This is a genomic window from Stenotrophomonas sp., assembly GCF_059505245.1.
Genome location: NZ_JCACKF010000001.1, coordinates 14,255 through 35,655, shown reverse-complemented (window position 1 = coordinate 35,655; position 21,401 = coordinate 14,255). Strand labels below are relative to the sequence as shown.

At 66.5% G+C, this 21,401-nt stretch carries 17 protein-coding genes and 1 tRNA gene; 8 read left to right on the top strand and 10 right to left on the bottom strand.

Translation table 11 applies throughout. The features are described 5' to 3' along the window. Positions 1–31: 31 nt before the first annotated feature. Entirely contained in the window at positions 32–2,089 is a 2,058-nt protein-coding gene (locus tag AC5JLE_RS00155; RefSeq protein ID WP_049404407.1) for a putative bifunctional diguanylate cyclase/phosphodiesterase, read from the top strand. 221 nt (positions 2,090–2,310) lie between these two features. On the opposite strand, the gene cyoD is transcribed toward AC5JLE_RS00155, so the two are convergent. The 4 genes from cyoD to cyoA are packed head-to-tail and all read right to left on the bottom strand — an operon-like array spanning position 2,311 to position 6,327. After that, complete coding sequence (gene cyoD / locus AC5JLE_RS00150; protein ID WP_005415725.1) at positions 2,311–2,652, bottom strand: cytochrome o ubiquinol oxidase subunit IV; 342 nt, start codon at positions 2,650–2,652, stop codon at positions 2,311–2,313. Then, positions 2,652–3,290 (bottom strand): cytochrome o ubiquinol oxidase subunit III, encoded by a 639-nt coding sequence (gene cyoC / locus AC5JLE_RS00145; RefSeq protein ID WP_014646393.1) that lies wholly within the window; start codon positions 3,288–3,290, stop codon positions 2,652–2,654. Before cyoC ends, cyoD begins: the two co-directional genes overlap by 1 nt. Next, the gene (gene cyoB / locus AC5JLE_RS00140) at positions 3,287–5,284 is read right to left on the bottom strand and encodes a cytochrome o ubiquinol oxidase subunit I (RefSeq protein ID WP_032956371.1); all 1,998 of its coding nucleotides are present in this window, start codon (positions 5,282–5,284) and stop codon (positions 3,287–3,289) included. Before cyoB ends, cyoC begins: the two co-directional genes overlap by 4 nt. A gap of 2 nt (positions 5,285–5,286) precedes the next feature. Then, positions 5,287–6,327, bottom strand: a complete 1,041-nt coding sequence (gene cyoA, locus AC5JLE_RS00135) for a ubiquinol oxidase subunit II (RefSeq protein WP_014646391.1) — start codon at positions 6,325–6,327, stop codon at positions 5,287–5,289. 355 nt (positions 6,328–6,682) lie between these two features. On the opposite strand from cyoA, the gene AC5JLE_RS00130 reads away from it, so the two are divergent. Both AC5JLE_RS00130 and AC5JLE_RS00125 read left to right on the top strand, forming a co-directional pair. After that, positions 6,683–7,318 (top strand): GyrI-like domain-containing protein, encoded by a 636-nt coding sequence (locus AC5JLE_RS00130; RefSeq protein WP_032956373.1) that lies wholly within the window; start codon positions 6,683–6,685, stop codon positions 7,316–7,318. Positions 7,319–7,331: 13 nt separating this feature from the next. Continuing rightward, a complete protein-coding gene (locus tag AC5JLE_RS00125; protein WP_164165408.1) occupies positions 7,332–7,667 on the top strand; it encodes a hypothetical protein in 336 nt (111 codons plus the stop codon). Between the two features lie 117 nt (positions 7,668–7,784). On the opposite strand, the gene AC5JLE_RS00120 is transcribed toward AC5JLE_RS00125, so the two are convergent. The 4 genes from AC5JLE_RS00120 to AC5JLE_RS00105 all read right to left on the bottom strand — a co-directional run bounded on the left by AC5JLE_RS00120 (position 7,785) and on the right by AC5JLE_RS00105 (position 12,509). Then, positions 7,785–8,219: a hypothetical protein gene (locus tag AC5JLE_RS00120; protein ID WP_496064896.1), complete on the bottom strand. Its 435-nt coding sequence runs from the start codon at positions 8,217–8,219 to the stop codon at positions 7,785–7,787. A 188-nt stretch (positions 8,220–8,407) separates the two neighbouring features. Next, a tRNA-Thr gene (locus tag AC5JLE_RS00115) sits at positions 8,408–8,483 on the bottom strand. 50 nt (positions 8,484–8,533) lie between these two features. Next, positions 8,534–9,538, bottom strand: a complete 1,005-nt coding sequence (locus tag AC5JLE_RS00110) for a 2-hydroxyacid dehydrogenase (protein WP_496064895.1) — start codon at positions 9,536–9,538, stop codon at positions 8,534–8,536. Between the two features lie 97 nt (positions 9,539–9,635). Further along, on the bottom strand, positions 9,636–12,509 hold the full coding sequence (locus AC5JLE_RS00105) for an autotransporter domain-containing protein (RefSeq protein WP_496064894.1): 2,874 nt from the start codon (positions 12,507–12,509) through the stop codon (positions 9,636–9,638). 232 nt (positions 12,510–12,741) lie between these two features. Between AC5JLE_RS00105 and AC5JLE_RS00100 the strand changes: the two genes are divergently transcribed. Genes AC5JLE_RS00100 through AC5JLE_RS00080 form a run of 5 tightly spaced genes read left to right on the top strand, consistent with a single transcriptional unit; the run spans position 12,742 to position 18,756 of the window. Further along, positions 12,742–13,275 (top strand): RNA polymerase sigma factor, encoded by a 534-nt coding sequence (locus tag AC5JLE_RS00100; RefSeq protein WP_075076110.1) that lies wholly within the window; start codon positions 12,742–12,744, stop codon positions 13,273–13,275. Next, the gene (locus tag AC5JLE_RS00095; RefSeq protein ID WP_032956381.1) at positions 13,272–14,240 is read left to right on the top strand and encodes a FecR family protein; all 969 of its coding nucleotides are present in this window, start codon (positions 13,272–13,274) and stop codon (positions 14,238–14,240) included. Before AC5JLE_RS00100 ends, AC5JLE_RS00095 begins: the two co-directional genes overlap by 4 nt. 14 nt (positions 14,241–14,254) lie before the next feature. Continuing rightward, on the top strand, positions 14,255–17,050 hold the full coding sequence (locus AC5JLE_RS00090) for a TonB-dependent receptor domain-containing protein (protein ID WP_197561605.1): 2,796 nt from the start codon (positions 14,255–14,257) through the stop codon (positions 17,048–17,050). Positions 17,051–17,095: 45 nt separating this feature from the next. Then, a complete protein-coding gene (locus tag AC5JLE_RS00085) occupies positions 17,096–18,052 on the top strand; it encodes a hypothetical protein (RefSeq protein WP_046429530.1) in 957 nt (318 codons plus the stop codon). Continuing rightward, entirely contained in the window at positions 18,049–18,756 is a 708-nt protein-coding gene (locus tag AC5JLE_RS00080; protein WP_049441217.1) for a hypothetical protein, read from the top strand. The genes AC5JLE_RS00085 and AC5JLE_RS00080 overlap by 4 nt, the downstream gene beginning before the upstream one ends. Before the next feature lie 59 nt (positions 18,757–18,815). On the opposite strand, the gene AC5JLE_RS00075 is transcribed toward AC5JLE_RS00080, so the two are convergent. Then, positions 18,816–19,505: a lysoplasmalogenase gene (locus tag AC5JLE_RS00075; protein ID WP_241884129.1), complete on the bottom strand. Its 690-nt coding sequence runs from the start codon at positions 19,503–19,505 to the stop codon at positions 18,816–18,818. Next, a complete protein-coding gene (locus AC5JLE_RS00070) occupies positions 19,502–21,385 on the bottom strand; it encodes a M61 family metallopeptidase (RefSeq protein WP_496064893.1) in 1,884 nt (627 codons plus the stop codon). Before AC5JLE_RS00070 ends, AC5JLE_RS00075 begins: the two co-directional genes overlap by 4 nt. Positions 21,386–21,401 lie beyond the last annotated feature (16 nt).

The following is a 21,401-nucleotide window of genomic DNA, read 5'->3' as shown; positions in this document are numbered from 1 at the left end:
GGGCGCCCCTCCCTCCCCCACTGGATTCATCATGACTGGCAGCTACAGTCAGAGCCTGGTCATCATCTCCCTGCTGGTGGCCATTCTTGCTTCGTACACGGCACTGGACATGGCCGGGCGCCTGGCCACGGCCGAGGGTCGCGTGGCCCGCTGGTGGCTGGCCGGGGGGGCGGCGGCCATGGGCCTGGGCATCTGGTCGATGCACTTCATCGGCATGCTCGCCTTCGACCTGCCGATTCCGGTGGGTTACGACCTTGGCATCACCCTGTACTCGCTGGCGGTCTCGATCGGCGCCTCGGCCTATGCGCTGTGGCTGGTGTCGCGGCCCAGCCTGCCGTGGCGCCGGCTGCTGGCCGGTGCCGTGCTGATGGGCCTGGGCATCGCCACCATGCATTACCTGGGCATGGCGGCGATGCGCATGCAGCCCGGCATCGACTACCACCCGGGCTGGTTTGCCGCCTCCATCGCGGTGGCCATCGGTGCCGCCGGCGCCGCACTGTGGATCGCCTTCCGCCTGCGCGCCGAGCGGCGCAACACCCTGCTGCTGCGCGCGCTCGCTTCGCTGGTGATGGGGCTGGCCATCGTCGGCATGCATTACACCGGCATGGCGGCGGCGCGCTTCCCCGAAGGCAGCATCTGTGGCGCCGTCGGCAGTGGCGGCATCGACACGCGCTGGCTGGCAGTGCTGGTGATCGTCACCACCGTGGCCACGCTGGGCATCGCCCTGGTCGCCTCGCTGTTCGACCGGCAGATGCGCGTGCGCACCGGGCTGCTGGCCGATTCGCTGGCGCACGCCAACGACAAGCTGATCCAGGCCGCGCTGCACGACCCGTTGACCCAGCTGCCCAACCGCATGCTGCTGCAGGACCGCATCGAGCAGGCCATCGAGAAGGCGCGGCGCCGCAACCATGCAGTGGCGGTGATGTTCTGCGACCTGGACGGCTTCAAGGCGGTCAATGATGCGTACGGCCACCAGCTCGGCGACCGCCTGCTGGTGGCGGTGGCACAGCGCATCGGCGGCCAGCTGCGACCGCAGGATACGTTGGCCCGCCTCGGCGGCGATGAGTTCGTGATCGTGCTGGCCATCGACATTCCCGACGATGCGGTGGTGGTGGCCGAGCGCATCATCGCCGCGGCCGGCGAACCGTTCCTGCTGGATGCGGCCGAACTGCAGGTCAGCGCCAGCCTGGGCATTGCCCTGTACCCGGATGACGCCGGCAACGAGCGCGAGCTGATGGCCCACGCCGATGCGGCGATGTACCACACCAAGGAAACCGGGCGGAACGGCTACACCTTCTTCACCCCCTCGATGCAGCTCAGTGCCAACCGCCAGCTGCGCCTGCTGCAGGACCTGCGCAAGGCCATCGCCCGCGACGAACTGATCCTGCATTACCAGCCCAAGTTCCCTGCCGCCGGCGCACCGGCCACCGGGGCCGAAGCGCTGCTGCGCTGGCAGCACCCGGAGCTGGGACTGCTGGCGCCGGACGTGTTCATCCCCATTGCCGAGCGCAGCGGCCTGATCCTGCCGATCGGTGACTGGGTATTGGACCGCGCCTGTGCGCAGCTGCGGGCATGGCACCAGGCCGGGCATACGGAATGGACAATGGCGGTGAACCTCTCGCCGCTGCAGTTCGCCTCGCCGGCACTGCTGGACAGCGTGCGCGAGGTGCTGCACCGGCACCGGATCGAACCGGCGCGGCTGACCCTGGAGATCACCGAGACCACGGCGATGAAGGACGTCGATGCCAGCCTCGCGATTCTCAACGACCTGACCGCGATGGGCGTGCACATCGCCATCGATGATTTCGGCACTGGCTATTCCAGCCTGCTGTACCTCAAGCGCATGCCGGCCACCGAACTGAAGATCGACCGTGCGTTCGTGCACGACCTGGAGCGTAATGACGAGGACGCCGCCATCGTCTCGTCGATCATCGCGCTGGGCCGCACCCTGCAGCTGCAGGTGGTGGCCGAGGGCGTGGAGACGCAGGCGCAGCGCGAGTACCTGAGCGAACTGGGGTGTGATCAGTTGCAGGGTTACCACCTGGGCCGACCGATGGACGCCGAGGAATTCCTGCGCCGGGTGGGGTGAGGCGCCAGGTCCGGGGGTCGGATCCCTTGCCGCAGGCAAGGGCTCTGACCCCATCCACGCATGGCGTGGATCTCCTGGTAGAGCCGGCCGCTGGCCGGCTTCGCGTAATTGCCGGCCAGCGGCCGGCACTACCAGCCTGGTGGGTGCACGAAACGCGCAACCACAGCAAACAGAAAGGCCGCCCGAGGGCGGCCTTTCTGCGTGGCAACGTCGCGAGGACGTCAGTGCATCATGTGCACGTTCATGTTGTGCATGACCCACAGGGTGCCGATCACGATGATGCCGATCACCACAACGGTGAAGGCCGCAGCGTTGACGTTCCAGCGGCTTTCCGAAGAGCGGTCCAGGTGCAGGAAGAACACCAGGTGGACCAGCATCTGCAGCACCGCGGTGACCGCGATCACCACACCGTTGACGGTGCGCGAGAAATCACCCGACATCACCATCCAGAACGGGATGACGGTCAGCACAACCGCCAGCACGAAGCCGATCAGGTACGACTTCACGCTGCCGTGGCTTTCGCCGCCGGTGCCGTGGTCGTGTGCGTGGTTGTCATGTGCCATTACAGCGCTCCATTGAGGTAGACGACGGAGAACACGCCGATCCAGATCAGGTCCAGGAAGTGCCAGAACAGGCTCAGGCACGCCATGCGGGTCTTGTTGGTCGGGGTCAGGCCGTACTTCTTCAGCTGCACGAACATCACCAGCAGCCACAGCAGGCCGGCGCTGACGTGCAGGCCGTGGGTGCCGACCAGGGCGAAGAACGCCGACAGGAAGGCACTGCGGTCCGGACCGTAGCCCTGATGGATCAGGTGCTGGAACTCATAGACTTCCATGCACATGAAGCCGAAGCCCAGCAGCCAGGTAACCGCCAGCCACAGGAACATCTGGCCAACCTGCTTGCGGTGCATGGCGATCATGCCCAGGCCGAAGGTCAGCGACGAGGTCAGCAGCAGCGCGGTTTCCCACGCCACGAACGGCAGTTCGAACAGGTCCTTCGCGGTCGGGCCACCATCGGTACCGCCTGCCAGCACCACGTAGGTGGCGAACAGCGAGGCGAAGATGAGGCAGTCGCTCATCAGGTACACCCAGAAACCGAAGACGGTGTTGCCGCCGGTGTCGTGGTGCTCGTGGTCGTCATGGCCATGGGCCGCCGCGTGCGCGGCGTGCCCGTGGCTCAGGGTCGAGGTATTGGTGCTCATGCCTTCAGCTCCGACTTCACCAGGCCCTGGGCTTCCAGGTGCTTGCGGTGTTCGTTCTCGATGCGTTCCACCTCGGCGGCCGGGACCCAGTAGTCCACGTCCTGGTCGAAGGTGCGGTAGATGAACGTGGCGATCATGCCGACGAAGCCGACGATGGCCAGCCACCAGATGTGCCAGATCATCGCGAAGCCGAACACCAGGCTGAAAGCACCGATGACAACGCCCGTGCCGGTGTTGCGCGGCATGTGGATGTCGGTGTACTTGGCCGGCTTCGGCCAGGCTTCACCACGCTGCTTGCGCTCCCAGAAATCGTCCAGCTCGGTGACTTCCGGCAGCGTGCCGAAGTTGTAGAAGGCCGGCGGCGAAGAGGTTTCCCACTCCAGCGTACGGGCATCCCACGGGTCGCCGGTCAGGTCGACGGTCTTCTTGCGGTCGCGGATCGAGACGGCCACCTGGATGATCTGGCACAGGATGCCGGCGCCAACGATGAAGGCACCTGCGGCGGCGATCAGCAGCAGCGGCTCATAGGCCGGGTTGACCGTGCTCTGCAGGCGACGGGTCATGCCCATGAAGCCCAGCACGTACATCGGCATGAAGGTCACGTAGAAGCCGATGAACCAGCACCAGAACGCGCACTTGCCCCAGAACTCATTGAGGCGGAAGCCGAACATCTTCGGCCACCAGTAGGTGATGCCGGCGAACATGCCGAACACCACGCCGCCGATGATGACGTTGTGGAAGTGGGCGATCAGGAACAGGCTGTTGTGCAGCACGAAGTCGATGGCCGGGATCGCCAGCATCACGCCGGTCATGCCGCCGATGACGAAGGTGACCATGAAGCCGATGGTCCACAGCACCGGGGTGGTGAAGTGCACGCGGCCGCGGAACATGGTGAACAGCCAGTTGAAGATCTTCACGCCGGTCGGGATCGAGATGATCATCGTCGTAATGCCGAAGAAGGCATTGACGTTGGCACCGGAGCCCATGGTGAAGAAGTGGTGCAGCCACACGATGAACGACAGCACGCCGATGCAGGCGGTGGCGTAGACCATGCCCTTGTAGCCGAACAGCGCCTTGCGCGAGAAGGTCGCGATGACTTCGGAGAACACACCGAACGCCGGCAGGACCAGGATGTACACCTCCGGGTGACCCCAGATCCAGATCAGGTTGATGTACAGCATGGCGTTGCCGCCACCGTCATTGGTGAAGAAGTGCGTACCCAGGTAACGGTCCAGGGTCAGCAGCACCAAGGTGATGGTCAGCACCGGGAAGGCAGCGACGATCAGCACGTTGGTCACCAGGGCGGTCCAGGTGAACACCGGCATCTGCATCAGCTTCATGCTGGGGGTACGCATCTTCAGGATGGTGATGAAGAAGTTGATACCGCTCAGCGTGGTACCCAGGCCTGCGACCTGTAGACCCCAGATGTAGTAGTCCATGCCGACGCTTGGACTGTATTCGATGCCCGACAGTGGCGGGAATGCCAGCCAGCCGGTGGCAGCGAACTCACCGATCCACAGCGACAGCATGATCAGCACCGCACCGGACACGAACAGCCAGAAGCTGAGCGAGTTGACGAACGGGAACGCGACGTCGCGCGCACCGATCTGCAGCGGCACGGCCAGGTTCATCAGGCCGGTGATCAGCGGCATCGCCACGAAGAAGATCATGATCACGCCGTGGGCGGTGAAGATCTGGTCGTAGTGGTGCGGCGGCAGGTAGCCCTCGGAGCCACCGACGGCGATGGCCTGCTGGGTACGCATCATGATGGCGTCGGAGAAACCGCGCAGCAGCATGACGAAGGCGACGATGAGGTACATCACGCCGATCTTCTTGTGATCCACCGAGGTGAACCACTCCTTCCACAGATAGCCCCACAGCTTGAACTTGGTGATCAGGGCGACGACGCCCAGGCCACCAAGAACCGCGCCGATCAACGTCGTCAGGACGATCGGATCGTGGGGGATCGACTCAAGAGAGAGTTTTCCCAACATGTTCATTCTCCCGAACCCGCGTGGCCGGCATGGCCTGCGTGTTCGTGTTCGTTGGCATCCAGGTTTTCACCCGATTCCTTGGAATCATGCGCGTCACTGGGGGCATGGCCCTCGTGCGCTTCATGCGTGGCGGCATCGGCAGCGGCGGCACCGGCATGCGAGTGCTTCATGCCGTAATGCTTGTTGTCGCCCATGTGCTTGGCGATGACCCAGTCGAACAGGCCTTCTTCGGTCTTGCCGAAGTAGGTGACCGGATACCACTCGGCGTTGCGTGCTTCACCCAGCGCCTTGAACGAGGCCTTGTCCAGGGTCTGCTCGCCGGCGCGGACCTGGTCCAGCCACTGGCGGTATTCGGCATCGGTGACCGAGTAGGCGGTGAAGTGCATCTTGGCGAAGCCCGCGCCGCTGTAGTGCGAGGACATGCCCGGGAATTCGCCGGTCTCGTTGGCGATCAGGTGGAGCTTGGTCTCCATCGCAGCCATCGAGTAGATCATGCTGCCCAGGTGCGGGATGAAGAACGCATTCATCACCGAATCGGACGTGATCTTGAAGTTCAGCGGCGTGTTGACCGGGAACTTGATTTCGTTGACGACCGCCACCTTCTCTTCCGGATAGATGAACAGCCACTTCCAGTCCAGCGAGATCGCCTCGATGGTGACCGGCTTGACGTCCGAATCCAGCGGACGATACGGGTCCAGTGCGTGCGACGAACGCCAGGTCAGGACCGCCAGCACCAGCACGATCATGCAGGGAATGGACCACACCACCACCTCGATCGCCGTCGAGTGGGACCACTTCGGCTCGTAACGGGCCTTGGTGTTGGAGGCGCGATACTTCCACGCGAACGTCAGGGTCATGATGATGACCGGGATGACGACCAGCAGCATGAGCACGGTGGCCGTGATCAGCAGGGTCTTCTCATCCTGGCCGATCTGGCCCTTCGGACTGAGGATGGCCACCGCATCGCAACCGGTGAGCATCACCAGCAACGACAGCAGCAGGCCCGGGCGCAACCAGCGCCCAAGGGTTTTCAACGGAATCATCGGTCGATCCAATTGCGAGGGAATGCCGTTCCCCGTCCCTGCCTGTTCCGGCCAAAAGCCGGTCCCACCGGTCCGGAAGACAGGCAGGGAGGTGGGGTCGAGTCAGCCTTTCAATTTTAGGCCGTCACCCACCATTTAAGAAAGGCATTGACATTGATCGAGCGCAGGAAAGGCCCGATTCTGGCTGCGACACGTTGTCGCACCGCGCAGGTGTGACGGGCCCATGACCCAGGACTGCGTGCCGGCCCCGCGCGCTCGTGGGGCCATTCGCCCTCGTTCGGCAAAGTCACCTGAACCGGTTCAGCGTACTGGCGGGTGCCTGGCGTGGGATGCTCTGCACAGGAGGAAGCCCCCGATGGACAAGATCGACTTCAAGAAGCGCGACCGGGCGCTCTATCAACCGCCCGCCGGCAGGTTCGTACCGGTCGATGTGCCGCCCCTGCCCTACGTGATGGTCGATGGTCGCGGCGACCCGAACACGGCCCCCGCCTACCTGCAGGCCGTGCAGTGGCTGTATTCGGTGAGCTATGCATTGAAGTTCGCGCTGAAGGCCGAAGGGCGCGACTACGTGGTGCCACCGCTGGAGGCGCTGTGGAGCGCCGAGGACCCGGCCAGCTTCATCGCGCGACGCAAGGATGAGTGGGCCTGGACCGTAATGATCCGCACGCCCGAGGGCATCGGCCCTACGCAGTGGCAGGCCGCGATCAGCAAGGCGCGCACGAAGCTGGGGGATGCGCCGCCCAGCCTCCGCCATGAAATCCTTGCCGAGGGCCCCAGCCTGCAGACCTTGCACGTGGGCGCCTACGACGACGAAGGCCCCGTCCTGGCGCATCTGCATGACGAAGTGATGCCCGCACTGGGTTACACCTTCGCCGGCCCCCATCATGAGATCTACCTGAGCGACCCGCGCAGGACCGACGCGGCGCGGTTGAAAACCGTGCTGCGGCAGCCGGTGCGGCCGATCGGGCCTGATGAGGATTCCCGCATATGAGACAAGGAATGCCATGCACCTGATCAACCGACTGCTGCACTGGACCACCCTGCCCGCCGGGCGCCGCCTGATGGCCGTGCTGGGTGCCGCGCTGGTGATCGTGCTGGCCTGCAATCCGGATCTGCTGCCGTTGTTGCCGGTGGTGGATGCGCTGGGGCTGGACGTGCTGATGCTGTTGCTGACTGCGCAGGTGGTGGCGGTCCTGCCTTGGGTGCGGGAGCGGGCCGCGCGTGGGACCACGGTGCTTGCACCCCTGCTGATCGGCGCGTTGGCGGGAGCTGCAGGTGGTTATCTCCGGCAGCTGGCGTGGTGGCTGGCACGGGGTCCGTTGATCGCTGGAGGTAAATGAAGGCGTGTTTCCATCGGTTACGTTGCCGCCCCCCCTTTTCCTTGGGCAAAAACAGAAAGCCCCCGCGAGGGCCGGGGCGTTCTGTTGATGGACCTGCTCGCCTTGCGTGGAGCGCGCCTAGAACGCGGTCGGACCGATCTGAATCACGCCATCATGGGCCAACGCGAGACGGATCTTGGTTCTGCCACCCGCCGTGACCATTTGGGAAATCTCTCGCCTATGCGCCGATTCATCCCCCCACGAACAGAGACCTTTGCCTGCGAAACTTGCGCTGACAATGCGATTCCCGGCGGGAACAGACAGCGAGACAGACTCTCCCCGCTGCAGATGGGCTGCCAGGGTGCCGTCGATATACAGTGCAAGCGGGCACGCCCCACCAACCGCGCCAACGTCGCGCTTAACAATTACCTGTCCGGAAGCAGTGTCACTGATCCCATTGAAGGCGAAAACCCGCTCGGCGGGCACCGGTTGCGCCTGTTCGGAGCTGATCTGGCGGGTTGCACAGCCGGCAAGAACGACGCACGCAATCAGACTCACCACGATCTTCTTCATGAGATCCCCCGTTTATTGAAACTGTGTTGCCCGGTCCAGCGCCGCAAGCAATACACCTTGGCAATGTTAACCCCGACCAAGCAGGTACATGCCCGCGGTTCCATCGGACGCTGGCGCGGGCCCTGGGCCGGCGCCAGCACAGCCCAAACAAAAAGCCCCGACCAAAGGCCGGGGCTTTTCATTGCAACTGGTGCCGGAAACAGGAGTCGAACCTGCGACCTACGCATTACGAATGCGCCGCTCTACCAACTGAGCTATTCCGGCGTAGCCCGCGATTTTACGGGCTGGGCGCCCCGGCGGTCAATCCACCCCGCTCAGCTCACCTCCACCCGATTCGCACACACCCGCCCCTCCGCAAAATCGCGCAGGTTCCCCAACGTGATCGCCGAGATCTCCTGCAGCGCCTCCACGGTGAAGAAGCCCTGGTGGCCGGTCACCAGCACGTTGGGGAAGGTCATCAGGCGCTGGAAGGCCTCGTCGTCGATGATCTCGCCGGAAAGGTCCTGGAAGAACAGCGCGCTTTCCTGCTCATAGACGTCGATGGCCAGGTGGCCGAGCCGCCGCGACTTCAGCGCGCGGATCACCGCATGGGTATCCACAAGCGCGCCGCGTGACGTGTTGACCAGCATCGCGCCGGCCTTCATCCGCGCCAGCGAGGCGTCATTGATCAGGTGCTGGGTATCGGGCGTCAGCGGGCAATGCAGCGATACGATGTCGGCCCGCGCCAGCAGTTCATACAGACCAACCCTGTCGCCCACGCCGGCAAAGGCCGGCGACGGATACGGATCATGCCCCAGCACGGTGCAGCCCATGCCCTTGAAGATGCGCGCGGTGGCCAGGCCGATCTTGCCGGTGCCGACGATGCCGACCGTGCGCCCATGCAGGGTGCGCCCGAGCAGGCCATCGAGCATGAAGTTGCCCTCGCGCACGCGGTTGTAGGCGCGATGGGTCTGCCGGTTGAGCGTCATCACCAGCGCCAGCGCGTGCTCGGCCACGGCTTCGGGGGAATAGGCCGGCACCCGTGCGACGAACAGGTCCAGCGCTTGCGCGGCGGCCAGGTCCACATTGTTGAAACCGGCACAGCGCAGCAGTACGGCGCGTACGCCCAGCGCATGCAGCGCGTGCAGTACCGGCGCGTCGAGGCGGTCATTGACGAACACGCAGACGACGGCGCAGTCCTGTGCCAACGCAGCGGTATGCACGTCCAGCGCGGCATCGAAATACACGAACGCAAAGCCCTGCCCGGCCGCATCGCGCTGGTTGGCCTCGTCCAGGAAACGACGATCGTAGGGGCGGGCACTGAAAACGGCGATCTGCATGACGGGGCCTGGCTGGATTTCCCTGCCGACCATACCGCAGCACCTGCCCTGATGGGATGGCCCCGGCGATACGCATATCGCCGGGGCCGCGTACCCCTTAGAACCGGTAGCCCAGGCCCAGCATCACGCCGTTCTGGATCTGCCCGTCGCGGCGCTCACCCACGTAGTCGGCCATGATCGACAGGCGCTCGCTGGCGCGACTGGTCACGCCCACGTTCCAGGCCAGTACCTGCTCGCCCACGGCCTGGCTGCTGGCACCAAACACCAGGTCCGGGGCCGCAGCGAAACCGGTGCTATAGCGCGCCTGCGAGTCGCCCAGCTCCTTCTGCCAGACCACGCGGGCACGCGGGGTGATGCGCTCGCCGTTGTTGCCCTCGAAGGTCTTGAACAGCTGCAGGCCGGCACCCACGCGGATGCTCTCCAGGCTGCCGCTGCGTCCTGCCAGCGCACCAGCGCCCTGCCCTTCGTTGAAGCGGGTGGCCGAGGTCCGCGCGTAATCCACCACCGGCAGCAGCGGCTGGATCACCAGTCCCTTGCCGGTGGTGAAGGAGAACGCATGCTCCACCCGCGCCGAGATCGCGTCGTTGCTGTATCGGGCGCGCAGTGGCTGTTGCAGGCCATCGATGGCCGAAAGGCTGCGGCGGGTATCGTGGCGCAGGTCGGTGTAGCGCACGGCCGCCGACAGGTAGCCACGCGAATAGATCGCATCCAGGTAGCCGCCCACATCCAGCGCGCGCACGTCGCCACTGAAACCGGAGCCATCGCTGGCCTTGGTCGACATGTCCGCGGCGGCCACGCTGACGCCGAGGGTGACGCGGTCATCGGCCACGCGCGTGTCGGCACCGACCACGATGCCGCCGATGTTATGGCTCAGGCCGGCCACGCCACCGTCGGCATCGATGCGGCCATGGCTGGCAAAACCGCGCGCCCACAGGCCACGGCGGTCACCCGCCGCGCGGCTGTCGCCAGCAGCCTCGCCGGCCGGCTCGACCAGATGCATGGCCAACTGGTTGAACAGGCTGCCATGGCGCATGCCCGGCTGCGCCGAGACCGACTGCGCCGCCTGCGAGGCCAGGCCATCGGCATCGCCGCCACTGCGCATCGCCGCCTGGTGCTGCTGCACCACGTTGCCGATGCTGCCCAGCAGTGCATTGTCGGCCAGGCGCAGGCTGGCATGCGCGTCACCGCGCAGGGCGCCGGCCTGCTGTGCGATCACATCGCGGTCGGCGAACTGCAGTGCGCCGAGCAGCGACTTCAGGCCGCTGTCCTGGCGATCCGATGCGGCTGCCAGCGCGCGCCCCAGTCCATCGCCGGAGGTGCCGTTGGCAAACAGGCCCAGCTGATCGAAGCCCGGGTTGGCGGTCAGCCACAGCCCGTCGGCCGTCTGGTTGACGTTGAAGCTGAGCAGCGAATTGTGGCGCGGGCGGAATACTTCGCCCGCGGTGATGCTGGCGCTGTAGCCGGTGTCGCCCAGTCGCACGGCATCCTGGAAACCGCCCTGGTAGATCGGCCCTTCCACCAGATCGCGGCGGTAGCCGCCGGCATAGAAGCCCTGGGCGACGTTCAACGCCAGGTGTGCGCCCTGCGCGATCACCAGCGCCCCCTCTTCGGCCCCGCCATCGTAGAAGCTGCCGACGCGCAGGCGGCCACTGCCGGTGCCCCCGGCCTCGGTAACATCGAACAGCACCTGCCCGCCGGGCATGATGTTGACGTAGCCGTGGGTCACCAGATCACCGCCACGCGGCATCAGCGTGCCGAACACGCGCAGTCGGTTGAAGCCGTCTTCGCGGTAGGACGGGCCGGTGCCATCCAGCAACGCATCACTGTCGGTGCCGACCGATGCGATATCGCCATGGCCAACCACCACGCTGCCCGGCATCACCCGCAGCTCGGGGGTACGCAGCGCGCCGCCCTCCAGCGCGATGGTGCCGTTGTCGACCAGCATGAAATCGGCGCCGGTGGTTTCGGCGGTGCGCCAGGTGGCGCCGTTGCTGACACGGATCACGCCCGCCGAACTTGCCAGGGTGGACGCATCCAGATCGGCCAGCCGCAACTGGCCGCGCAGCTCATCCTGGAGGTCGGGGTCGGCAAGCAGCTGCTGCAGCGACTGCGTGCCGATGCCGTTCGGCCCCCGCGTGGAGACGTTGTACAGGCTCACCGCGTAGTTGATGTAGGTGCTGGCCCAGTCGGTGTTCCAGCGCGCGAAATCGTCGTCGACGAAGGCCTGCAACTGGCGCGCGGTGCGCAGGTAGCCCGGATTGATGTCGCCGCTGACGTTGCTGGTGACACGCAGGGTGTCGCCCGGATCGCGATAGCCTGCCGTGTTGATGATGTTGTTGCCGCGGATGTCCTGGCCAGGGAAGGACTCCAGCTTGCTGCCGCTGCCATCCGGATCGAAGGTGACCGAGGTACCCGTGGTGCGCGCCGGGTCGCGGAACACCAGCAGGCCATTGGGCCGCACCACCTCATACATGGCCTTGTGCAGCAGGCCGGCATCCATGCCGCCGCCATAGTTGCCGGTGTAGATCTGGGTCATGCGCGGCGACGGTGCGTAGGTGATCCTGCCACCACTGCTGGCGGCATGGATCTGCACCGAATCGACCAGTGGCAGGTCGCCGCCGAGATAACGGTTGACGCCGCCGGACTGCATGATCGAGCAGGACGAAATGCAGTGGCCGGACACGATCGTGTCCAGGCCCTGGGTGCGGATTACCGCCTGCAGCCACTCGCCGGCGATCAGCGCGCCACCGTTGGACGTGCGCAGCACGACTTCGTGGATCGGGCGTCCTTCGGCCTGCGCCTTGGCCAGCAGCGCGGGCAGCGCCACCACATCGGCAACGGTTACGCCGCCACTGAGGAAGACGCGATCGTCCCGCACGTGATAATTCATTGCCATGACGTCATCAACCGCCGCCATGGCGGTGATGCCCAGCAACGCTGCCAGGGCCAGGCTCAACTTCGAATGCTTCATGTGTTCTCTCTCTCCACCCGCAACGCACGGGTCGAAAGTTCAACGTCCGGACGGTGCGCCCTCCCCCAGTGCAGCGCCCCTCGAAACATGAACGCATTCACAATGGATTCGTGGGCCACGCACACTCTTCCCCATCCGGTCATCGTCGCGTAAAACTCGAAGACGTACCCGCCACCGACGTCCGAGGCCAGCCCTGTCCGCCCCCTCTCCTCTGATCCATCGCGCGCCGGACCTGTCCGCGCCGGCGGACGCGTTCATTGCGTTCGTGCGGGAGGAACGCGCGCCGTTGTGTGCGTTCCTGCGCACGCGCGGTGTCGGGCCGGAGGATGCCGAGGACATCGCGCAGGACTGCATGGAGCGGCTGATCCGCTATCGCGCGCACAGTGCCGACGAGCTGCGGCTGCTGCTGTATCGTATCGCCCGCAACCGCCTGGCAGACCGCGGCCGTTCGTCGCAGTCGCGGCCGCATCTGTCCCTCGCCGAACATGATGGCGGGAACGAGCCTTCCAGCACGTCGCCCGATCCATTGCGCCAGGCCGAGTCCGGGCAGATGCTGTCCCTGCTGCGGCAGGCCCTGTTCAAGCTGCCCGAGCGCGCGCGCGAGGTGTACCTGCTCAACCGGATCACCGGCATGAGCTACACGCAGATCGCGCGGCACTGTGGAATTACTGCCAAGACCGTGGAAAAACACATCGCCCGCGCCCTGCAGGGCCTGCGCCAGGAACTCGGAACGGATCCGCTGCACAACGACAGGGACAACGGATGAGTCACGCCAGGCCCAGGGAAGATACGCAGCTGTTCGAACGCGCCAGCGCCTGGGTGGCGCGGCTGGAGGCTCCGGACTGTACGCCGGGCGAGCGCGAGACGTTCGAGGACTGGTTGGCCGAGGACCCGGCCCATGTTACTGCCTGGATCCAGGCCGAGACCCTGTTCCAGCAGGGCGAGGAACTGGCCGCCGACCCGTGGCTGCGCACCGCCGCGGCACGTGCGGCACGGCCGGCGCCGCGTCGCTGGCTGCCGGCAGTGGCCGCTGCCGCAGGCGTCTGCCTGGCCATCGGGATCGGCTGGATGATTGCCGTCGACGGCAACCCCACGCCGCTGCGCTACGCCAACGATTCCCACCAGCCCCGGCTGCAGACGCTGGCCGATGGCAGCGTGGCCACGCTGGATGCGGGCACCACCCTGCACGCCCGTTTCGGTTGGCGCCATCGCAACCTGGTGCTGGAACGTGGCCGCCTGCAGCTGCAGGTCGCACCGTCGGGCAAGGCCCTGCAGCTGCGCGCCGGCGACAGCACCATCCGCGACATCGGCACCACCTTCCAGGTGGAACGCCTGCATGATGGCCTGGTCGAAGTCGCACTGCTGGAAGGTGCGGTGGAAGTCAGCAGCGGGGGCACCCAGCACACCCTGGCGCCTGGCCAGCAACTGCAGGTACTGCCGAGTGGCCGCATCCAGCCCGGTCCGGCACTGTCGTCCAATGCCGCCGCTGAAGGCTGGCTGCAGGGACAGCTGGTGTTCGATGCCACACCGCTGTCGATCGTGGTCGAACGCATGAACCGCTACGGCCACACGCCGCTGGTGATCGCCGATCCGGAGATCGCCAGCCTGGCGGTAAGCGGCACCTTCCGTGCCGGCGACGCGCAGGAACTGCTGTCGGCACTGGAACTGGGCTGGTCGGTGGCTGGCCAGACGCGATCGGATGGCGCGCTGGAACTGCGCCGCACGTACTGAGGAGGCCTGCGGGGATGGCAGTACCGGGCGCGCTGCAGGGGGGGCTGCTCCGCACCCTGTTCTGCCTCGCGTTGGGCATCCCCGCGCTGCCGTCTGCCGCTGCGGCCGAGCAAGCGGGCACCCTGGAGGTCGATGTTGGCTCAGGCCCGCTGGCGCCGGCCCTGCAGCAATGGGCGCGCCAGAGCGGCATTGCCCTGCTGTTCGATGCGCGTGAGCTGGATGGCCTGCGCACGGCCGGCACCCATGGCCACCGCGATGCGGCCGCGGCCCTGAAGGAACTGGTCGCGGGCATGCCGGTGAACATCCTGCGTACGCCCGCTGGCGGATTCGTCGTACGCCGTACCCACCCCGCGCTCCCATCGCGACCTTCGGTCGCGGCACGCGCCACGCCCGCAGCACCTTCGCCACACAAATCCGCCGACGCGCCGCCGCAGGTGGAACTGGCGCCGATCCATGTCACCGGCAGCCGGCTGCCGCGCACCTCCGTGCAGACCACGCTGCCGGTCACCATCATCGACCGCGATGACATCCTGCGCAGCGGCTACGGCAGCCTGTTCGACCTGCTGCGGCACTTGCCGGGCATGAACGGCCACCCGGCGATGAGCACCTCGCGCAGTGGCGATTCGCAGTACCTGCCGGTGGGTGCGGCCACCACCACCAGCCTGGACGGCATGGGCCCGCGTGCGACCCTGTTCCTGGTCAATGGCCGTCGCCTGCCACGCTATCCCATGGTGTCGCTGGAACAGGGTGGGCTCACCGATCTTGGGGGAATTCCGCTCAGCTTCGTCGAACGCATCGAGCTGGTACGTGGCGGCGCCTCGGCCATCTATGGCGCCGACGCGATGTCCGGCGTGGTCAACATCATCCTGCGCGACCAGGCTGACGGCCCGGAAGCCATGCTGCAGACCGGCCTGAGCGGGCGCGGCGACGCTGGCCAGTATCGCGTGCAGGCGGCCACCGGCGGCGTGCGCGACGGAGGGGACCGCTGGTTCGCCGGCATCGACCTGCACCGCATCGACCACGTGGCCGGTGATCGCCGCCAATGGCATGCGGAAACCTCGCAGTACCTGATCGGCGCGTTCCGCGATGGACGCTACTGGCCGGCAGAACGCTGCGAAGGCCCATTGACGCGGCGCGATGGTGCCTGCTGGTTCGACAGCGCCCGACCACGCTCGCTGCAACCGGCCTCGGATACCGCCTCGACCTACCTGCGCTACCGGCATGAGCGCGGCGAAGGTCGCTATGCCTACGCCGAGGCGCGGGCCAGCCACAACCGGCAACGCTTCGACCTTGGTCCAACCGCCGTTGCCATCGGCCTGTACGGGTTCACCTTCAACAGCGTGCTGCGCGAAGCCGGCAACGTGCGTCCGCATGTACGTGCCACCGACGCCGACGTCACCTTCGGCATTGGCCGCGACCAGGGCCGGCGCAGCTGGGATGCCGGCATCAGCGCACAACGCAGCGATGTCAGCCTGTCCACGTCGGGCACCGTGCGCGCCGAGCCCCTGCTGCGGGTCGCCGAGACACTGGATTTCCTGCCCGGCTTCACCTCGTTGCCGGCGGGCGCGGCCGAGCAGTTGTTCCCGTCGATCCGCAATCGCGGGCGCACCGAGCAGTGGCAGGGCTGGTGGGGCATGCAGCGGGAGCTGATGCCATTGGCCGGCGGTGCTGCACAGCTGGCCACCGGCATCGACCTGCGCCAGGAGCGCTGGACCTCGCATCCCGACGCCCTGCTGAGCCAGGGTGACCTGGCGCTGGGCCTGCCGCAGGAGCAGCGCCACCTGGCGCGCCGCAGTGGCGGCGCCTACGCCGAACTCGGCCTGCCCCTGGCGCACACGCTGCGCATGGACCTGGCAGCACGCTGGGACCGCGATGGCGACTACCAGGCCTTTTCACCCCGTGTTGGCCTGCGCTGGAGCCCCACGCCCCGGTGGTCCTTCCTGCTTGCCAGCGGGCGCGGCTACCGTGCGCCCAGCCTGTTCGAGCAGCGGCGCCCCCCGGGCTATTTCGGTGCGATCGAGCTGCCGGCCTCCAGCGCCCTGCCCGACTGCGCGCAGAGCAGCGGCAACGGGCGCTGCAGCGTCACCGTGGACGTGGTGGAGAACGATGCGTTGAAGGCCGAGCGGTCGCGCAGCCATTCCCTGGCCGCGACCTGGACGCCGACCGATACGTTCTCGCTGTCACTCACCCACAACATCGTCGAACTGCGCAACGAGATCCTGGCCCTGCAACCGGCCGACGCGGTGTGGAACCCCGGCACCTGGGAGCTGGACGAGGACGGCCACCTGAGCAACCTGCGCCTGTCCTTCGACAACATCGGCCGCACCACCTCGCGCAACTTTGTACTGCGCGGGGAGTACCACATCGATACCGGCAGCACCGGCCAGTGGCTGTTCTCGCTCGATGCGCTGAAGCAGCAGGAACTGCGCCGCGAACGTGGCCATGATGCAACGGTGGACCTGCGCGGCCATGTCACGCCGACGATGGCCGCCGTGCTGAACGTGCAGTGGCAGAACAGCAACTGGGACATCGCCCTGCGCGGCAACCAGGTGGGGCGCACGCGCGCCTGGCTGCCCGGTGCGGAATGCCCGGAGGAACAGCGCGAGCAGAACCACTGCATGAACCCCCGGCAGCTGCGCTGGAACCTGCATCTCGCACGACGCCTGGGGCCGCGCGTGGTCGCCGCGCTGGACGTGCACAACGTGCTCGACACGCAACCGGTGAACTATCTGGTCGGCAACGGTGGCCAGATGCCGGGGCTGGACGATCCGCTCGGCCGCTACTTCCTGCTGACCCTGCAGATCCGCTGAGCGTAGTACCCTACGCGCCCTGTTCCATCGGTTCCCCACCACCCCATGAAGGCCTATCTCTGGTTCTGGGGCGCGTTCCTGCTGTTCTTCGCGTTGCCCTTCCCCTGCATCCTCTATGTCGGCACGTCGTGGCCGGTGCAACTGGCCGACCGCAGCGCGCCCTGGCTGGCCCTGCTGCTGCTCGCGCTGTCGGTGATCCTGTGGCTGGCCCTGCTGCTCGCCTTCCTGCACTACCTGCTGCTGGGCCCGCCGCGCGCGCTGCATCGGGTGCGCACCATCCTGGCCGGCGGTGAGCCGCGCGACGCGTTGATCGAACAGGCCGAGCAGACCGGCGTGCACGTGCGCGGCTTCGCGCAGTGGAAGCTGCAGCTGGGCTTCCAGAACCTGTCCGGCACGCCCATCAACGAACAGATGCTGGTGGTGGACAGCAAGCCGCAACTGCAGCGTTTCGTTGCCGGCCAGCGTATCGAGGTACGCCTGAGCCGGATGCCGGGCGCGTTCCCCAACGTGGTGCTGGAGGGGGCGCAGCCCGAACTGGATGTCGCCAGCCTCTGGCGTCGTGGTGTCGGCGCAGCGATCGGCATCGTGGCGGTGGCCAGTGCCTATGTGGCCGCCTATCGGCTGCAGAGTGAGGGGCTGGGCTGGACCTTCCTGTCGCTCGGTCATCCGCTGCTGGTGTGCCCGCTGGTGTTGTGCGGCTACGCGCTGGGCCTGCGCCTGCTCGGCCGGCTGCTGCAGGCCGACGCCCGCGGTGACGCGCTGAAGTATCGCGGCATCGGCGTGGATGCGAAGGTGCTGAAGCTGCGCCAGACCGGCACCTATCTCAACGAGCAGCCGCAGGTGGAGTTCCAGCTGGAATACATCGACCGCGAAGGTGGCGTGCAGCAGGTGAGCGTGCGCCGCTTCATCCCGTTGATCGAGCTGGCCAATCTTCCGCGCGAGCGGGTCACGCTGTTGTACGACCCGGAAGATCGCCGCAACGTTCGCCTGGAGGGTGTATGAAGCAGCCGCCCTCGACCCGGCTGGTGTTCTCCGTGGTGTTGCTGGTGCTGGCCGGCGTCGCCGTGGCTGGCGGAGCCCTGCAGACGCTGGGCGAAACACTGGGCCATTCGGTGCAGGCCAACAGCGCAAGCGCGCCGATCGCCATGCCGCCAGCGCGCGAGAGGCCCGCTTCGCTCGCGCCGATGACCGAGCCGCGGTTGCCGCCGGTGCCCGAACGCAACAACCGGTTGTTCGATGCGGACTACCTGCTGGCCGCCCGCCAGGCACTGGAACAGATGCCTGCGCTGGCCGGGCACCGGCTGACGGTGTTCCACAGCATCCACTTCTACGACGATGGCCGGATCAATCTGGACCTGGTGGATCCGCAGCAGCCGTCACGCGTGGACAGCTACCACTTCGAACGCGGCCAGTGGCGCAAGGGCGACCCGGTCAATCCGCAGCGCTTCGCGCCCACCATCACCCTGCGCCGCAGCAGCACGGCGCTGGCCAACATCGATTTCGAGGCGGTGCCGCGCGTGGCCCAGGCACTGCAGGCACAGCGCAACGCATTGATGGGCACTCCCGGTGAAGTCGGCCACGTCTATGTGATCGTGCGCAAGGGTGGCACTCTGGTCTGGCTGCCGGACGAGGTCGCCGGTGATCGCCAGTCCGCACGCCTCTCGTTCGACGCACAGGGCCGTTCCGGCAACGCGACCCTCCGATAGTCAACGCGAAAAGGGGACGGAGGGGATTAAGTCGTTTGTGCCTTGGTGCCGTCTGCGACTTAATCCCCTCCGTCCCCTTTTTGCTGTTTCACGGAGCGGGCGATGGCGTACTGCGCGCCGTAGTAGGTGGACAGCACCAGCAGGCTGGCCAGTGGCAGGCCGCCGGCGAAGCGGTCCCAGGCCAGCAGCGAGTCGCTGGCGACGAACAGCAGCGCACCGGCGGCCGCCCAGCGGGAGCTGCTGGCTTCCATTGCATCGGTGTGCGGTCGCCGCCACTGGCGTGCGAGCGCCAGGACCGCCATCGAGGCCAGCACCAGCACGTATGCCAGCACCGGAATGCGCATCGGTGCGGGCAGGTGCGGCCACAGGCCAAGTACATTGAGTACAGCGAACGCACCGAGCAGGACGCTGGCGGCGAGCAGGCCACGCCCGGCACGCAGGCCATCGCGGAAGGCGACGATGTAGCAGAGGTGCGCCAGCAGGAACGCGACCAGCCCCGGCACGAACGCATCCATCGGCAACATCAGCGCGATATCCCCCACGCACGACAGCAGCATGCCGGCCAGCACCGCGCGGCGGTAGAACGGCTGCGCGGGATCGCGCACCCGCCAGGCGATGGCAGCGATCAGCAGCGTGGTGGTCGGCTTGGCCAACCAATGCAGCCAGCGCCCGTCACCGTGCAGGAACGCACCGAGGATGGCGAGGATCGCCATCAACAGGATCACGCCATCGCGGGCGCGCGGTTTCATCGTGCCTTCCACAGGTCCGCAAGGCGGTCAGGCTTGCCGGCGATACGCTCCAGCACCGGGTACTGCAGGCCACCGTGGTAGGCGATGTTCATCGTTTCGATGCGGTCGAACTGCTTCACCAGCAGCACGATCGGCGCCTTGTCCTTCCCCGCCGCAGCTACCGCATCCTTCAAGCGCTGGCTGCTGTACTCGCGTCCGCCAACGGCAATCACCTTCATGCCAGGCGCCAGGCCGGCGTTGAAGGCCGGGCTGTCCCAGATCACGTCGCCGACCGTACCGTTGTCGAGCACCGTCGCACCCAGCGAGTACGCCAGCAATGCGGCCTTGGCGCGCTTCTCCTGCGCCTTGTAGGCATCGTTCGGCGTATCGCGGTAGACCAGCTTCCAGCCCGCCAGTTCCAGGCCGCCGGTCAACGAACCGTGGCCGTCCAGGCGTCCGCGCAGGAACGTCGCCCAGTCGTACGGCGCGATGCCGTTCAAGGTCGCAACCACGTCATCGAAGGTGTACGGGTTGACGTCCCAGTCGCCGTTGCCGACCCCGAAGAACGCACGTGCGAAGTCATCCAGGCTACGCCGGTTTCCGCTCAGTTCGCGCAGCTTGCCCTCCACTTCCAGCCACAGCATCTGGCCGCCGGAGTAGTAGTCCTCGCTCATCTGATAGTTGCGGTAAGGCAGCGTGCGGCGCTGCGCGATGGTCGGGTCATTGGTGGTGTCCTGCAGTGGGCGCCAGGCGAGGCCCGGCCGACCACGGTCATAGGTCGCGGCCACATTGGCCAGCATGTCGCGCGCCTGCGCGGCCGACCACAGCCCTGAACGCGCCGCCAGCACCTGGCCCCAGAACTGGGTCTGGCCTTCGTAGACCCACAGCAGACTATCGCCCATCGGCGTGTTGAAGTTGGCGGTGGCCAGATCGGCGCCGCGACGGTACTTGCCATTCCAGGAATGGGTGTACTCGTGCGGCAGCAGATCGCGCATCCACGCGTTGTTGTCCCACTTGGTGAAGTAGCCCGGGTCGGCACTGTTCTCGCTGGAACGGTGATGCTCCAGGCCGATGCCACCGAGGCGGTCGGTCAATGCCAGCAGGAACTCATAGTGGTTGTAGTGCCGCGCGCCGTAAAGCTTGTCGGCCTGCTGCACCAGCGCACGATGCAGGGTGATCTGCGCCTCGCTCGGCTTCAGCGATTTGGCGTCGTCGGCGAACACGTTGAGGTGCACCGGTACCTTCGCGCCCGGATCGAGATCGATGCGCTGATAGTGCTCGCCGGCGAACAAGGGCGAATCGACCAGATGGTCATACGAGATCGGCTTGAACACCACGGTGTCACCGTCGCGGCGCGCGGTCTCCAATGCAGTGGCGAACGACCAGCCCTTGGGCAGGGTCACGCTGGCCTGCGCCTGCAGCTGGCGCGCGTCGATGCCGGCCGGATACAGCGAGTTGGCGTTCCACTGCAGGTTGAGCATTTCCGGGGTCATCACCACCCGGCCCTGGCTGCCACCCTGCGAGGACAGGAAATCGAAGTGGGCGACGATCTCGCTGGCCCCCTCGGGCACGTTCACCTTGAACGCATAGACGTTGTACTGATCGCGCTGCCAGGCCAGGGGCTTGCCGTTGGCGGTCACGCGCAGGCCGGCCAGCTTGTCGATCGGGCCGGTGGGCGAATGGTTGCCGGGAATCCACTGCGGGTACAGCAGGGTCATCGGGCCGGGCTTGGCCGGCACGGTGGCGGTCACCTTGAAGATGCGCCGGGCCAGATCGCGCGCGTCTACATCGATGCGCAGCAGGCCGGGAGCTGCGGCGTTGGCCGGCGGCGAAATCTGTGCGAGCGCGGGCGTGGCCACCAGCGCAAACAGCAACGACATCGCCAGGGCTCGGGTCTTCATCAGGCAGTTTCCAACA